The 14,687-nt window shown below is 60.0% G+C and carries 15 protein-coding genes; 12 read left to right on the top strand and 3 right to left on the bottom strand.

The window, feature by feature from the left end; translation table 11 throughout:
• Window positions 1-54: 54 nt before the first annotated feature.
• Entirely contained in the window at window positions 55-918 is an 864-nt protein-coding gene (locus ACZYOF_RS02090) for an AraC family transcriptional regulator (protein ID WP_282531702.1), read from the bottom strand.
• Between the two features lie 506 nt (window positions 919-1,424).
• On the opposite strand from ACZYOF_RS02090, the gene ACZYOF_RS02085 reads away from it, so the two are divergent.
• Entirely contained in the window at window positions 1,425-1,643 is a 219-nt protein-coding gene (locus ACZYOF_RS02085; RefSeq protein WP_463714638.1) for a hypothetical protein, read from the top strand.
• A 743-nt stretch (window positions 1,644-2,386) separates the two neighbouring features.
• Here ACZYOF_RS02085 and ACZYOF_RS02080 read toward each other — a convergent pair.
• The gene (locus ACZYOF_RS02080) at window positions 2,387-2,854 is read right to left on the bottom strand and encodes a MarR family winged helix-turn-helix transcriptional regulator (RefSeq protein ID WP_165420968.1); all 468 of its coding nucleotides are present in this window, start codon (window positions 2,852-2,854) and stop codon (window positions 2,387-2,389) included.
• Window positions 2,855-2,984: 130 nt separating this feature from the next.
• On the bottom strand, window positions 2,985-3,113 hold the full coding sequence (locus ACZYOF_RS02075) for a hypothetical protein (RefSeq protein WP_283813493.1): 129 nt from the start codon (window positions 3,111-3,113) through the stop codon (window positions 2,985-2,987).
• Between the two features lie 191 nt (window positions 3,114-3,304).
• On the opposite strand from ACZYOF_RS02075, the gene ACZYOF_RS02070 reads away from it, so the two are divergent.
• The 11 genes from ACZYOF_RS02070 (at window position 3,305) to ACZYOF_RS02020 (ending at window position 14,687) form a co-directional block, all read left to right on the top strand.
• Window positions 3,305-5,563: a xanthine dehydrogenase family protein molybdopterin-binding subunit gene (locus ACZYOF_RS02070; RefSeq protein WP_463714637.1), complete on the top strand. Its 2,259-nt coding sequence runs from the start codon at window positions 3,305-3,307 to the stop codon at window positions 5,561-5,563.
• Window positions 5,564-5,579: 16 nt separating this feature from the next.
• Entirely contained in the window at window positions 5,580-6,017 is a 438-nt protein-coding gene (locus tag ACZYOF_RS02065) for a CoxG family protein (protein WP_245475674.1), read from the top strand.
• 2 nt (window positions 6,018-6,019) lie between these two features.
• Window positions 6,020-6,889, top strand: a complete 870-nt coding sequence (locus tag ACZYOF_RS02060; protein WP_463714636.1) for an FAD binding domain-containing protein — start codon at window positions 6,020-6,022, stop codon at window positions 6,887-6,889.
• Window position 6,890: 1 nt separating this feature from the next.
• Complete coding sequence (locus ACZYOF_RS02055; RefSeq protein ID WP_463714635.1) at window positions 6,891-7,379, top strand: (2Fe-2S)-binding protein; 489 nt, start codon at window positions 6,891-6,893, stop codon at window positions 7,377-7,379.
• Between the two features lie 38 nt (window positions 7,380-7,417).
• Entirely contained in the window at window positions 7,418-8,629 is a 1,212-nt protein-coding gene (locus ACZYOF_RS02050) for an FAD-dependent monooxygenase (RefSeq protein WP_282531696.1), read from the top strand.
• 33 nt (window positions 8,630-8,662) lie between these two features.
• Window positions 8,663-9,379 (top strand): isochorismatase family protein, encoded by a 717-nt coding sequence (locus tag ACZYOF_RS02045; protein ID WP_463714634.1) that lies wholly within the window; start codon window positions 8,663-8,665, stop codon window positions 9,377-9,379.
• A 20-nt stretch (window positions 9,380-9,399) separates the two neighbouring features.
• Window positions 9,400-10,266: an alpha/beta fold hydrolase gene (locus ACZYOF_RS02040; protein ID WP_463714633.1), complete on the top strand. Its 867-nt coding sequence runs from the start codon at window positions 9,400-9,402 to the stop codon at window positions 10,264-10,266.
• Window positions 10,247-11,299 (top strand): M29 family metallopeptidase, encoded by a 1,053-nt coding sequence (locus ACZYOF_RS02035; protein ID WP_463714632.1) that lies wholly within the window; start codon window positions 10,247-10,249, stop codon window positions 11,297-11,299. The genes ACZYOF_RS02040 and ACZYOF_RS02035 overlap by 20 nt, the downstream gene beginning before the upstream one ends.
• A 169-nt stretch (window positions 11,300-11,468) precedes the next feature.
• Window positions 11,469-12,818, top strand: coding sequence for an MFS transporter (locus tag ACZYOF_RS02030; protein WP_463714631.1), 1,350 nt, complete (start codon window positions 11,469-11,471; stop codon window positions 12,816-12,818).
• A 206-nt stretch (window positions 12,819-13,024) separates the two neighbouring features.
• Complete coding sequence (locus tag ACZYOF_RS02025; RefSeq protein ID WP_463714630.1) at window positions 13,025-14,161, top strand: Bug family tripartite tricarboxylate transporter substrate binding protein; 1,137 nt, start codon at window positions 13,025-13,027, stop codon at window positions 14,159-14,161.
• A 7-nt stretch (window positions 14,162-14,168) separates the two neighbouring features.
• Window positions 14,169-14,687 (top strand): tripartite tricarboxylate transporter TctB family protein, encoded by a 519-nt coding sequence (locus tag ACZYOF_RS02020; protein ID WP_463714629.1) that lies wholly within the window; start codon window positions 14,169-14,171, stop codon window positions 14,685-14,687.

Here is a 14,687-nt window from a genome sequence, read left to right as displayed (position 1 = left end):
CACCGGGGCCGCAGCTCTTCGATGGTTGAGCTCTCTGACTCTCCGATTATCGCGTTATGCGAACGGCTCGTGGCTGATGAAACTGGACCGCTCAGCAAGGAACCGGCGAGGGCTTTTTCCCATTGTCTTCTTGAACATCGTTATGAAGGCGCTTGGCGTCTCATAGCCCAAGTCGAGTGAGACGGCCTGAACCGAAGATCCCGCCGATAAGCGCTGCAATGCGACCAGGATGTGGAGCCGCTGTCGCCAGCGCCCGAACGTCATCCCGGTTTCCTTGAATACTAGACGTGCGAATGTGCGCTCGCTCATCGCATATCGAGCAGCCAACTCCTCGACCGTGCTCCGATCGGCAGGATCATTGAGAAGGGAGACGGCCAAATGCTGAAGTCGACTATCGGTAGAGATAGGTAGGTACATCTGTTCGGTGGACATCTGCACCAGTTCGTCGAGCAATACGCGCCCGAGTCGACTTGTCGGTCCCTCGATCGGATACAAGGGTGGAAATACGGATAATCGATGTATCAACTCGCGGACGAGCGACGATATCGTGAATGTGCAGCAAGTGGTTGGAAGCATGCTCGCCAGCGGATCGATGAAGACGACGTAGACTTTTCCGTTGTCTGACACGCGGTTGCTGTGCAGAACTCCCGCGGGTATCCACACGGCACCTTGCGGCGGAACGATCCATAGTCCGCCCGGTGCACGACACATGACCGATCCATGAGAGGCGACCACCAACTGCCCCTTCTTGTGCGAATGAAGTGGTAGCTCATCGTTGTCCTGGCCTGTCTCGATGCAGAAGGAGACAATTGGTCGGTCGAACTGGTCTGGATCGATCGGATCGTAATTGATCCGAAGGTCCGGCAAATTCATTCGGGCAAAGCCGTGATCCGTTTCAAAAGCGGGTGACTTGTGCATCGAATTCACTCGTGGAGACTGCGGTTCCAATCTGTTAGGCGGCGATAGGGCCGGCGGAGGATCCCTTGAAAGGATAGCCCGCTGACACATTATCGTCACGGAAAAGTAAGGCGGTCGAGGGAAAATTCGCGGGAGAAGACTGAATGCGGCTCGCCTGACGCGCGGCCGCGAGGCGATCGGTCGCTGATGGTTGCGGTCGCCGCTTGGCATCATGCCTGCGGATCGTTGAGAGAGCCTTTACCCAGCCAGTTTGCGCGTAGTTGCGCAACGAAAGCGCCTGCAATTAATGCGTGTCAATCCGGCCGCGGCAGAATGGCGCGCTCCATGCGTCTCGTGCAGATGATTCCTTATCGGCTCTGCTCCTATGTGCGGCGCGGCAGGGAATGCCGAGTATAGGCGATAGCGCGCCCCTTTAGCTGCGCATTCTGTCAGATGGGTAGGATCTTCGGCAAAATATGCCGGGCAACTCAATGCTACCAAGGAAGGAGTTCGCTGGCGCTGCGAGAATGACCGTTCGCATCGATCCGCCGATCAAGGTGGCCAATGCGCAATCGCATGACCAGGACCAAAATGAAACAGCCGATTGGCTCGCTTCCCTCGGGTCTCTTTATCGAAACGCAGGAGCCGAACGTGTCCGATACATCCTTTCGGTCTTGGATCGACGCGCGAAGGAACTGGGCGTGTTGCCGAGCGGGAAGAAAGCGCCGAAGCGCGTGAGCGGTTAGAAACCGAAAAGCGAAAGGCAGCATGCAGCTGTCTCGCCGCCGGCTCTTCATAGAGGACCTGGAATATGGCGGAAAATGCTCGGAGTGTCTTCAGCGTACCTTTGAGCGCTCAAGATGAGGAGTTTGCGGCAGCATGCCGAGACTTCGTTCTGGAGAGGGAGCCTAATCTAGGGTCGTCCATCGTCATAGTGAACAACCAACTCACGATAGCCAATGACCTGCATGTTCGGGAGGCATTTATAGAACTCGGTCTCGCTAGATTAGTCCGAGTTCTCCATCTCGCAATCGAGGGCAAAGCGATTGCGGTTAAGAGAGTACCAAAACTCCTCTTCGACCTCGCGCGCTTCAGAACAAAAGTTATCCGCGCGCTCCGCAGAAGCAATAGAGGATAGTCACTCAGGTAATATCTCACTGTAGCAGGTTTGGTCGCAGCTGATCTCTTCGCGGCACTGTCGGTGTGTGACCGAGGTCCGTGCGATAGATGTCGGAAAAGTCATGCAGGGGCATCATCTTCGGTACAAAATGCTGTGCGGAGTGTCCGATCGTTCTGCCGCTGAGATCGTTCGTTGAGCCATCTTCGATCGAAATCTGCATTCGGCGTTCGCGAGAGATCCCTATCTTTCGCTTCCTCCCCTTACTTGGCCCGGCTCCATCGCCGGGCCATTTTCTCTCACCACAGTCGGTTAAAACGTTTGGCCAGCGAATTCGGCTCATCGATGATCGTAATGTGGACCGCGGCCGGCTCAGCGGCGTATGATTTTCTTGAGGATTTCGGTAAGCGTTCGAAATTCTTCCCGGGTCAAGGGAGCGAATGTCTCGCTTGAAATCTCGCCGATAGTCTCGATCGCGGCGTCCGCTACCCGCCTGCCCTTTTCAGTCAAATCGATTTCTCGCCGTCGTGGATCTAAAGGATCCTCGGAGCTCTTGATCAGGCCACGTGATTTGAGACGATTGATAACGCCGGTGATCGTGGCTGAGTCGTAGTGAATCAGCCGTCCCAAGTGGTTTTGAGAGCAAGGTCCGACCTCCCTCAATTTCGCCAGCGTTGAGAATTGGGGTGCAGTTAGTCCTTCAATCATCTTCGCGGCAAAGATGGACGTGTGAGTACGGAGCGCGACGCGCAATAAGAAGCCCGGTGCGTCATCCAGCCTGTAGGACTGTACAGCTTCCTTCAGCCTCTCCGCCGAGCGCCCCTTTGTTTTCGGTTGCACGACTTTCGTCCCCTCGCGGTACGTTGCCTTAGCTCGTTTTGAGAAAAGTGTGAATGTTCAGCTCCGAAAGTCTTCGGCGCCGGTCGTTTGTCTACATTCGTTGAACTCAGGAATCCATCTTTGTTCGACCTCAGTCTGCTTTATCGCGCTTTGCCGCGTCGAGGCGCTCCGGCGACGGCTGCCCTTTTTCCGGCGCATCGGTCTTCCGGGCGCTGAAATCTAGAACATCGAAGGATTGAAACCGCGCGGCGGTGAACATTGGCTGCAAGCGAATTGTTGCGCCCTGCCTCCGATTCTGGGGCCGATGCACACGATCTCACCAATTGTGTACAAGTGCAGCGCTTGCATACGAGTGATAAATAGCTTAGCGTCCGCGGATTGCCTTCGTGAGGAGCCAAGCAGGCCCCTGCAACCTTCGGCGAAGGCATCTGGATACCATCGGATTTGCGGATGTCGGCAACTGACAACATGAGTTCCGTTCGACCCGACCTGATTGAGAAGGTCACGGGACGCGCCGAGTACGTTACCGACCTCACGGTTCCGGGAATGTTGCACGGGTTTGTGGTTCGCTCGCCGGCCATTCACGCGCGCATCGTTTCGATCGATACGAGCGCCGCACGATCGATGGACGGCGTCGTGGACGTGCTCGTCGGCGAAGATGTCGCTTCGTTCGGTTGCTGGGGCGTCGTGCTTAAAGACCGGCCGATCATCGCGACCGACCGCGTGCGATATGTGGGCGAGCCCGTCGCAGTGGTGATCGCGGAGACGATCGAGATCGCGGAAAATGCCGCAGAAATGGTCGATGTCGAATACGACGAGCTTCCGCGCGCAACGACCATCCGGGAAGCCCTGGCGGAAGATGCGCCGCTCATCCATGAGCGCCACGAAAATCTCGAAGACTTCTATTTTAAGGGCGGCGCCCGGCCGACCCAGAACAGCAATATATTCCACACTTACCGGAATAACGTCGGAGACGTTGAGGCTGCGGAGGCGGCTGCGGCCTACATCCACGAAGATCGTTTCACCTTTCCAGCCATTTCTCACTTCGCAATGGAGCCGCATGCGGTCATTGCTGATTTCCAGGGCGATTCCCTGACGGTCTGGGCAGGTGCACAAACGCCGACCGCTGTTCAGAAGGTGCTGTCGCGACTCTATGGGCTGCAGTTGGCCAAGGTCCGCGTGATCGTTCCGTTTGTCGGCGGAGGGTTTGGCGGCAAGGCCTCGGTGAAGATCGAGCCTTTGGTTGCCGCTGCATCGTGGAAGGTGCAGCGCCCGGTTCGCGTTGCGCAATCCATGACTGACTCAATGCTCACCTGCCGACGGTTGGGCGCTGACATTACGATTCGAACGGCTGTGGACGCCAAGGGACGGATCGTCGCCAAGAGCGCCAAACTGCTGCTCGATGGAGGGGCATATTCCGACACAGGCTCAGCCGTCGCCACGAAATCGGCAAATCGCATCATGGGCCCTTACGTGGTGCCCAATCTGCGTCTCGAGGCGTGCGCGGTCTACACGAACACCGTTCCAGGTGCGGCATTCCGCTCGATCGGAGGACCGCAAGCTGTTTGGGCCAAAGAATCGCACATGGATAATGTTGCGGCGGCAATCGGCATGGATCCGGCCGAGTTTCGGTTGCTGAATTTGGCGTCCCGCGGTGAACGCATCCGCCCCGATTTGCGGGCGCTCGACATGGATATGGGCGAGCTGATGGGTCGGGTGACCCAGTCGTTCGCATCGGAGGTGCAAGCATCCAACCGGCAGGCGCGCGGACTGGCAGTCGCCGCAACCGATCCGGCCAATACGCCGATCAGTAACGCGATCGTACGTCTCAAGATCGACGGGTCGATCCTCGTTTCGGTCTCCAGCATCGAAGTCGGCCAGGGTGCGCACGCGACGATGGGGCGGATCGCGGCGCAGACCTTGAAGCAGCCGACCTCGGCGGTAACCGTCTTGCGCACCGATACCGCCGTCGCCCCTTACGATTGGGGCACCGGCGCAAGCCGATCGACCGTTGTCGTCGGCCTTTCCGTCGAGAATGCCGCACTCGACGCGGCTGATCAGATCCTCGAAATGGTTGCTGGCGTCTGGGAGCTTCCCCGGGAGAACCTGTCGCTCGTTGAGGGTGGTGTATCGACTGGATCGGAGGTTCTCACCTTCCATCAGATTTTTCACCGCACGTTGGGTGTCGACTCGGGAGAGGTCATCGGCCGCGGCGCGATTACGCCGCGCTCGAAGAAGGGCGCCTTGGTCGAGTCCCCCCTGTTCTGGGAGACTTCGGCGGGCCTCGCTGAAATCGTTGTCGATGAAGATACCGGCGAAATCCAAGTCCCTCGATATGCCAGCGCCGCTGACGTCGGCCGCGTAATCAATCGCGTCGCCGCGGAAGGGCAGGACGAGGGGGCTGCCGTCATGGGCCTCGGACACGCGCTTTATGAAGTGCTGGAGTTCGAGGATGGCCAACCCATCAATGCGACGCCGATCGATTATTCGATCCCGCGCATCTCCGACGTTCCCCCCGTGTTTGACACCATCCTTGTCGAAAATGGCGACGGACCTGGTCCAGGCGGCGCCAAGGGAATGGGCGAGGGAGCGATCCTCCCGGTCGCGCCAGCGATCGCCAACGCGCTGTTCTCCACCTACGGCATTCGGATCACCGACCTACCAATGACGCCCGAAAAGGTATGGCGCGCCCTGCAGAAGAGGAGCTGAATTCATGGAATTCAATATGTCGATGGTGGTGCCAGCGACGCCGGCGGAGCTTTGGAGCACGCTGCTCGACATCCCTCGCATATCGGGTTGCATCCCCGGCTGCGAAAACGTCGAGGAAATCGAGCGGCTTGCAACTTACAAAGCGACCGTCAAACAGAAGATCGGTCCTTTCAAGGTCGAGGTCCCGGCCGACATCATCGTTGAATCGGTGACGGAGCCGTCTCACGTCCGCACGCGCGCCACGGGTCGCGACAAGATCACCGGGACGAGGCTGGCGGTTGTTCTCGACGTGACCGTGACGCCGGAAGGGGCGGGGTCCACATTCGCTGTGGACGCGAAGGTCGACGTGCAAGGCCGCCTCGCGACCATGGGGTTCGGCGTCATCAAGCGTCGCGTCGATCAGAACTTCGAAGAGTTCGAGAAGCGGCTCAAAGAAATGCTGGGCGCGACCTGATCATGCTGCCGTCACCCTTCGAATTCGAGAGGCCTTCGACGATCGCCGACGCCGTGCGTGCGGTCGGGGAGTCCGGCGACGGCATGTTCTACTCCGGCGGAACTGAACTGCTGCTGGCGATGAAGATGCGCGTCATCCGTACGGACCGGCTTGTCGACATCAAGGGAATCGTTGGACTTGATCGCATTGCTCTGAACGATGCGAATGACATCGAAATCGGTGCACGCTGTACGCACAAGAAGATCGCCAGTGATCCTGTTATTCGCGAGTACGTGCCGGCGCTGTCCTCACTCTGTGCCAACGTCGCAAACGTCAGGGTCCGCAGCGTCGGAACGATCGGAGGCAATCTGTGCTTCGGAGAGCCCCACGCCGATCCGCCGACTATGCTCGCGGCGCTGGACGCGCGGCTGGTGCTTATTGGCCCCAGCGGCACGCGTGTCGTTCACGCTGACGATTTCATCCGGAGCGAGCTGGAAACGGTGCGGGAGCCGGATGAGTTGCTGACGGTCATTGCGTTTCCGCGCCCTACCGGGCCGGTGACCTATCGGCGGTTCAAGCATGGTGAGAGGCCCTCGGTGAATGTCGCCATGGCCTGGTCGCTCGGCGCCGGCGGAAGGACGATCACAAGCGCCCGCGTGCGGGTCGGAGCGCTCGGTTCGCGACCTCAGCTCCTGAAGGCCGTCGAAGACACCCTCCAGGGCATATCCGTCGCCGAAGTCCGCCCGGCTATCGAGGCGGTGCTCCCGACGGCGCTGGATGAGCTTGAAGTCAATGAGGATCGGCATGGCGGCGCCGACTATAAGCGCCACCTTGCAGGTGTCTTGCTTCTGCGAAACGCCGAAGAGGCAATCGCCGCAGGCGGGAGCGCGTGAAATGACACATGTGCTGCCCATTTCATTCTCGTTGAACGGTCAGGCGATCGCGATCGAGGTTCCGACCCATACGCTATTGATCGATCTTATCCGGGATCGCCTTGGCCTGAAGGGAACCAAGCGCTCCTGCGACATGGAGGTGTGCGGCGCCTGCACCGTTCTGCTCGACGGTGAGCCGATCTCGAGCTGCACCACACTCGCCGTCGATGTCGATCAGCGCGAAGTCACGACAATTGAGGGCGTGACGCCGTCCGATGGCCTGTCGCGGATTCAGAAGGCGTTCGTGCTTCACGGTGGCCTTCAGTGCGGCTTCTGCACGCCGGGCTTCATTATGGCGGTCACAGCGTTGCTGAAGGCGACGCCGTACCCGACCGACGAACAAATCCGTCACTACCTGCACGGCAACCTTTGCCGTTGCACCGGATACACCAAGATTTTCGAAGCCGTAAGGAGCCTTGCCGTCGAGCAAGTCTCCGAAGATGCCGCCTAACCCGTTGCGAGATAGCGCAATTATCGTTTGGAGATGCCATGAGCATTGAACAGGTCAGTAAATCAAGCGTTCTCATTGCCGGCGCCGGCATTGGCGGCTTGGCGATGGCACTATCGCTGCTTCGTCGCGGCATCGACTGTGACGTGTTTGAGCAAGCGTCCGAGTTGCGCGAGGTGGGAGCGGGTCTTTGGATCTCCATGAACGGCGTGCGCGTTCTTCGGGATCTCGGCCTCACCGAACAGGTCGAGCAGAACTGCATCGCGGCCGAGCGACGCTCGATCCGCCTCTGGAACACCGGTGATAGGTGGCCCCTCTACAACCGCAGCTCCGACGCGGCGCGCAACCAGCCCTATTTGCTGCTGCGCGCTCACCTGTTGAAGATCCTCGTTGACGGCGTGCGTCAGTTGAAGCCGGGTGCCATTCATCTGAACGGCCACGTTGTCGGCTTCAGTCAAAACGACGAAGGGGTTCGGGCCAAGCTCGCTGACGGCTCCGAAATCGAAGGGCGCGCCCTGATCGGCGCAGACGGTGCTCATTCGAAGGTCCGTCTTGGTCTCATCGGCAACATCGAGAGCCAGTATACGAAGGCCATCGCTTGGCGTGGTCTCGTGCCGGTCGACCGCCTTGCGCCGCATCAGCGCGAACCCGAGGTGGCAACCTGGATCGGGCCCACCGCGCATGTCACGGCCTATCCAGTGCGCTGGCAGAACACGGTCATGATGACCTTTTCGGGCCAGGTCGACCATAACGATTGGCTGCTCGAATCCTGGTCGGAGAAGGGCTCGGTCGAGGAATGCCTGAAGGACTTCGAGGGCTGGCATCCGGACATCATCGAGCTGGTCAAGAATGTGGATACCCTGAATAAGTGGGGCCTGTTCGTGCGGCCGGCGCTGGGTACGTGGTCGAAGGGACGCATCACCCTGCTCGGCGACGCCTGCCATTCGATGCTGCCGTACCTCGGGCAGGGTGTGAACATGGCCCTGGAGGATGCATCCGTCCTCGCGCGTTGTTTCGAGGAGAATCCCGATGACATCGCGGCGGCACTCAAGACGTATCAGGGCCTGCGGCTCGATCGTACCACCAAGGTCGTGAAGTCCGCGGCCGGCATGCTGCCGATCTTCCATAACCAGGCACTGTGCAAGGCCGAAACAGCGGGTAACTACATCAAGACGCAATGGGCGCCGGAAGCGACGGCTGCGCGATACGATTGGATCTACCAGTACGACGCGACCACCGTGCCGCTTCACTGACGTGCTCACGATTGGGACCGCTGGAGCGCAACAGTGACTGGCACCAAGCAACCCTGGGACGATGTGATACCGCTGGACGAGCGCGAGACCTATGCGCTCGCCGGGCTGGGTGGCGCGGCGGGATTCGGCAAACGACCAGCATTGCTGGTCATCGACGTGCAGTATCGTTCGGTCGGCGACCGGCCGATGCCGATCCGCGAAGCGATCAAGCAATACCCCACCAGCTGCGGCGAGGCCGGTTGGCATGCCATCGCACACATCGCCGAATTGGTGCCGCTGTTTCGCGAGAAAAATTGGCCGGTGATTTTCCCGCATGTCGCGCGGAAGGTGGGCCAGGACCAGGGCGCGTTCTCCGCGAAGATCCCGGGTATCATGCGGATCCCGCCCGAGGGCTATGACTTCGTCCGTGAGGTGGCCCCGGAGCCCGGCGAGTTGCTCCTGCCGAAGACGCAGGCGAGCGCGTTCTTCGGCACTCCGCTTGCGACGTATCTGATCGGTGCCGGCGTCGACTCGCTGGTGGTGACCGGCTGCACGACCAGCGGCTGCGTGCGGGCGTCGGTCGTGGATGCGTGCGCGCTGAACTTCAAATCAATTGTGCCGAGCGACGCGGTCTACGACCGCTCGCCCACGTCCCACGCCGTCAACCTGTTCGATATCGCCAGCAAATACGCGGATGTCATGCCGACGCAGGCCGCCATCGAGCGGCTTCACGCGCTGTCGGATGACCGCATAAAGGATCAGCAGACGTGACCGGCGCCGCGGCATCCGGATTGCTTTACGGCGCGCATGTGCGCGCCAACGGCATTCGGCAGCACTATCTGCGGTTCGGCGGGTCCGGGCCGGCGATCGTCATTGTCCCCGGCATCTCGACGACTGCGGCGCAATGGGCCTTCATCGCAGAGCGCCTGTGCTCCGGACACGACGTTTTCGTGCTCGATGTCCGCGGTCGCGGCCTTTCTGAAAGCGGCCCGCACCTCAACTATTCGCTCGACGCATGCGCATCCGACCTCATCGGGTTCGCTGAAGTGCTTGGACTAGGCCCTTATACGCTGCTGGGCCACTCGATGGGTGGCCGCATCGGAATCCGCGCTGCGCGTTGGCGGCCATCCTCCATGGACCAACTGATATTGGTCGATCCGCCGGTCTCCGGTCCTGGACGTCGCGCCTATCCGATTCCGGTCGAACCGCTTCTCAAATTGCTTCAAAGCGCGAAGCGCGGAGAAGCCGACGCCGCGCTGCGAAGCCCCTCTGCTCCGCGGTGGCCCGAGCAGCACATCCGCACCCGGGCCGAGTGGATGCATACCTGCGACGAGCGCGCGCTTATCGAGAGCCACAAGGGCTTTCATCACGATGATATTCACCGCGACCTCGCCCATCTCAGCGTCCCCACCGCATTGATCGTCGCCGGGCGGGGAGGAGTCATTCGGCCCGAAGATGAAAAAGAAATCCGCAGATTGCTGCCGTCCATCGCGATCAGGACGCTGGAAAGCGCGGGTCACCAAATGCAGATCGACGATACCGAGGGCTTCCTTTCGATCGTTGAAGAGCTTCTAGCGCGACCGCGCGATCGGTTCGACGGCCGCGTGTCTACGTTCGGCAAACAGGAGATCAGTGAAGATGTCCCGACAAATCGTTGATGTTGAAATGCTTGAGCTCTTCAAGGCCGAGCTGACGCTCTGCAAGGTGAAGAAGGGCGAAGTCGTTGCGGTCCTGAGCGGCGGCGAGGATCAGCAGGAATACGCCCAAGCCTTCATGCTGGCCGCGCAAAGCCTGGGCGCAACGACCTTTCATCTCAACGTGCCCAAGTACGGCCAGGGCAAGGTCGCGGGCTTGCAGGGCCGGCATGCGCTCACGGGCAACCAGCCGGCGATCGATACGCTCAAGCGCGTGGATATGGTGATCGATCTCCTGGGGTTGCTGTTCTCTCGTGAGCAAGCCGAAATTCAGGAAGCGGGCACGCGCATCTTGCGCGTGATGGAGCCATTCCACATCCTCAAGAAGATGTTCCCGACCGAAGATCTGCGCCGGCGAACGGAGCTCTCTCGAACCCTCCTGCAGTCGGCCAGCAAAATGCGGATCACGTCGCCCGGCGGAACGGATGTAACTTATGGCCTGAAGCAATACCCGGTCATTTCCGAATACGGATACACGGATGAGCCCGGGCGCTGGGATCACTTCCCGTCAGGCTTTGCCTTCACTCAGGCGACCGACGGCGAGGTCAACGGCACGGTGGTGCTGATGCCCGGTGACATCCTCTGCGCGTTCAAGCGTTACATCCAGTCGCCGGTGATGCTGACCATCAAGGATGGCTACATCGTCGACCTTAAGGGCGAAGGCACCGACGCGTTGCTCATCAAGAATTACATCGACAGCTTCGGCGATCCGCGCGGCTGGGCGATCTCGCATATCGGCTGGGGGTCGAACGAGCGTGCCGCCTGGCACCACATCGCGGCTTCCCAGGAGCTCTCGTCGGAGCACATCATGAATGCGCTCTCCTTCTACGGGAACGTCCTGTTCTCGACGGGTCCGAACACGGAGCTCGGCGGTACGAATGACACGCCGTGTCATTTGGACATCCCGCTTCGCGGCTGCAGCCTGTGGCTCGACGATATCCACATCCTCGACAAGGGCGAGTTTGCTTATCCGGAGCTGAGGGCGCCGGGCCGCTAGGCCCTGCGCATCAAGCACGCAACCCGGAGTCGCGAATGCGACTCCGAATGATGCCGGGGTCGCGCTCGCGACTCCCAATGATACCGAAGTCGCATTTCGACTCTCGAAGACGCGGCAAGTGTCTCGGTCATGTCTATCGACTTCAATCCTTCAACAGGAAACGCGTCAAATGTCGGCAACCATCTCAAGTTCGGAAGACTACACGCCGCGGCAACGGTATTCGATTATGATCTCAGCGATGCTGGGCTACATACTCGATTTCTACGACGTTCTGATATTTCCGTTTCTCTTGCCTGCGATCCAGCGATCGATGTCGCTATCGCTGACCGAGGTCGGCTCGCTGCAAGCTCTCACATTGTTCGGATCGGCCATCGGCGGAGCGCTATTCGGCGTCATCGGTGATCGACTTGGCCGAAAGACCTCGCTTCAACTCACGATCGCATTGTTTTCCATTGCCGCGATCATTTCGGCGTTCGCATGGAATTACTGGTCTCTTGCCGTGTTACGGTTCATCACCGGCATCGGTCTTGGCGGCGAGTACGGCGTCGGCATGGTGCTCTTCAACGAGGCCTGGAAGAAGGGCAGCCGTGGTCTGGGCGCGGCGGCGCTTCAGGGCTGCGCCGTGATTGCATCATCCACCGCTTCGATCGTGGGCATCTGGCTGATTGCGACGTTCAGCGACGAGTGGAGCTGGCGAATCGGCTTGCTGAGTGGCGGCGTACCCATCCTGCTGATTATCTTCATTCGCTTCTTCATGCCTGAATCCAAGATCTGGCTGGAGTATGAGGCGCAACGCAAGGCCGGCCGAGCTACTGCAGAAGCCCGTACACTTCCTCTTGCGGATCTATTCCGCAACGCGCTTGCACGGCAGACCATCGTCGCCTTTGTGTGGCTGATGAGCTACATGCTCTGCTACTACAGCATCGTCTCCTTCATTCCGACGCTGTTGCTGCGGGACATGCATACCCCTGGTGATGTCGTTCGCTCGACCGCTGTGTTGCTCTCCGTGGTCAGCGGCATCTGTTATCTTGCGAACGGCTTCCTCAACGATAGGGCCGGCCGGCGCTTCGGAGCTCTTGCGCCCGCGCTGTTTTGGATCGGGTCTTTGGTCGGTATGGCCTTGTGGGGCAGCGAGCTCTACGCCGGATCGAAGCTTGAGTGGCCGATGTTCTGGCTCTACATCGCCTTCGGCATGGGCAACGTGGCGCTGGGCGTGACCGGTGTCTGGATATCTGAGCTCTATCCGGTCAACCTGCGTGCGACGGCGGTGTCGACGTTCTATATGGGCGGTCGCGGGCTTGGCAGCATAGCGCCTGTGATTGTGCCTCTTGCGGCGGCCCACTTCGGCGGAAGCTTGCTCAGCGGCATGGTTGCGGTGGCCCTTCCTGCTGCGACTGTCTTCATTATCGCCTCTCTTCTGCTTCCAGAGACGCTCGGTCGTGATTTGTCCGCGAAGGGCTTTAAGGTCGACACGGAAACGGAAGCCACGATGAAGACTGCTTCGGTGTCGCGTGTTTGACTTTGGTGGAAGGACGCTTGACCGCCGCGAACGCGTCGTTCCGGCGACATAGGTCGCGTCCCTCCGACGAACCTTCAATCGTAACGGAGCGTGGCTGGGCCTGATGTCAGAAAGAGCATTCGGACGGCTGCGCGGCGGGACCCATGCACACCGGCTGACGGCCGGCGCAACGCTATTCCTGAATCGCAAGTTCATTTGCGCGCAAGTTGTGCGCTTGCGAACAAGTTTTGTGCTTGTACACAAGTGATTATCAAAATATCGTCACGCTCGTGATCTCGAGGCAACGGTTCCTGGATAAGGGACGAATCTGCGCGTCCAGAGTTGAGGGCGCCCCGGTCGATAGCCGGCCTCAGATCGTTCACCGGACAATTCGAGGATCGCTCAAGATGCGCATGCTAGTTGTAATGAACTTCGCTGCTAGTCTTTCCCTTGCCGGCGCGTGCGCGCACGCCGCCGAAGGTCAATTTCCCACGAAGCCGGTCACCCTGACCGTCAATTACGGCGCTGGCGGCGGATCGGACGCGATTGGCCGCGCGCTTGGACGAGCGCTTGAAAAGCCGCTCAAGCAACCGGTTGCGATTGAGAACATTGCCGGGGGAGCCGGAACGCGCGGTGTCACCGCCGTCGTCACGGCCGAGCCGGACGGATACCAGATCGGTGTCGCAACGAACAGTCCGATGACGATCGCCGTGCATACGGTCAAGGGATTGTCCTGGGGAAATCCCAGCACGTACGATATTCTGGGCGGCATTGGCATTGTCTACAACACCATCTGCATTCAGGCGGACTCGCAGTTGAAGACGCTGGATGACGTGGTGAAGTACGCGAAGGAGAATCCCGGGAAGCTGAAGGTCGCCAGCATTGCGGGCGGAATCAATCAGTACACCTGGGACGCTTTCGCCAAGAAGGCGAATATCAACGTGAGGTTCGTCCCCTATAGCGGCGATGCGGACGGCGTTGCCTCCTTCCTCGGAAAGAACACCGAACTTGCGGCGCTCACCTGGCCGGGGCTGAAGGCCCAGGTCGAAGTCGGAAAAGCGCGTCCGCTGGCGGTGTTCGGTCCCGAGCGGATGAGCTCGAACCCGGATGTCCCGACGTTCAAGGAACTGGGCTACGACGTCGTCACCACCAGCGACTACGTGGTCTATGCTCCGAAGGGAATTCCTGAGGCCAAACGTCGCGTTCTCGTCGAGGCCGTGAAGCAGGCCGTGTCTGATCCCGACTTTGTGCGGGTGCTCACCGCTCAGAACATTCAGGTGCAGTTCACCGATGGCGAGAAGATGACCCGTCAGTTCACGGAGATCTTCAACGCCACGGCTCCATCGACTCCGAGCGGAAAGTAGGCGGCAGATGGACCAGGCGATAGTCATCAAGACCGAGGCTTCGACAGCGGCCAATGCTCCGGCATCGACCACGGGAATCAGACTCGCATCGCTCATTCTGACGGCTGCGGGACTGTTCTATCTCTATCAGGCCATCAAACTGCCGATGGGCGACCCACCGGGAACGGGCATCGGCGCCGTACCCGTCCTGGTGGCGGTCTGCTGGGTGGCATTCGGCGCATTCGTGACGGCTCGTAACCGCGGCGCATCTGCTGATCTCGGTCCCTGGCCCCAGGGCAGCGCGGCGCTGCGCGTCGGAGTCGCCTTTTTCCTTTGCGTGATGTTCATCGTCGGGCTGCCCTTGTTTGGGATTTTCCTGACGACGGGGGTCTTCCTCCTGTTGATGGGGCGCCTTGCCGGCGCACCATGGACGAGTGCCGTCATTCTCAGCGCGGCAACACCTGTTGCGTTCTGGATTGTCTTCTCATTGGGTTTGAAGGCATCGCTGCCGTTCGGCTCCCTTCTCACTGTCATTTTCAGGGGCTGA

This window comes from Bradyrhizobium sp. LeoA1Lang (genome assembly GCF_055413685.1).
The sequence above is the reverse complement of the archived record's forward strand: the minus strand, read 5'-3'. Positions and strand labels throughout refer to the sequence as shown.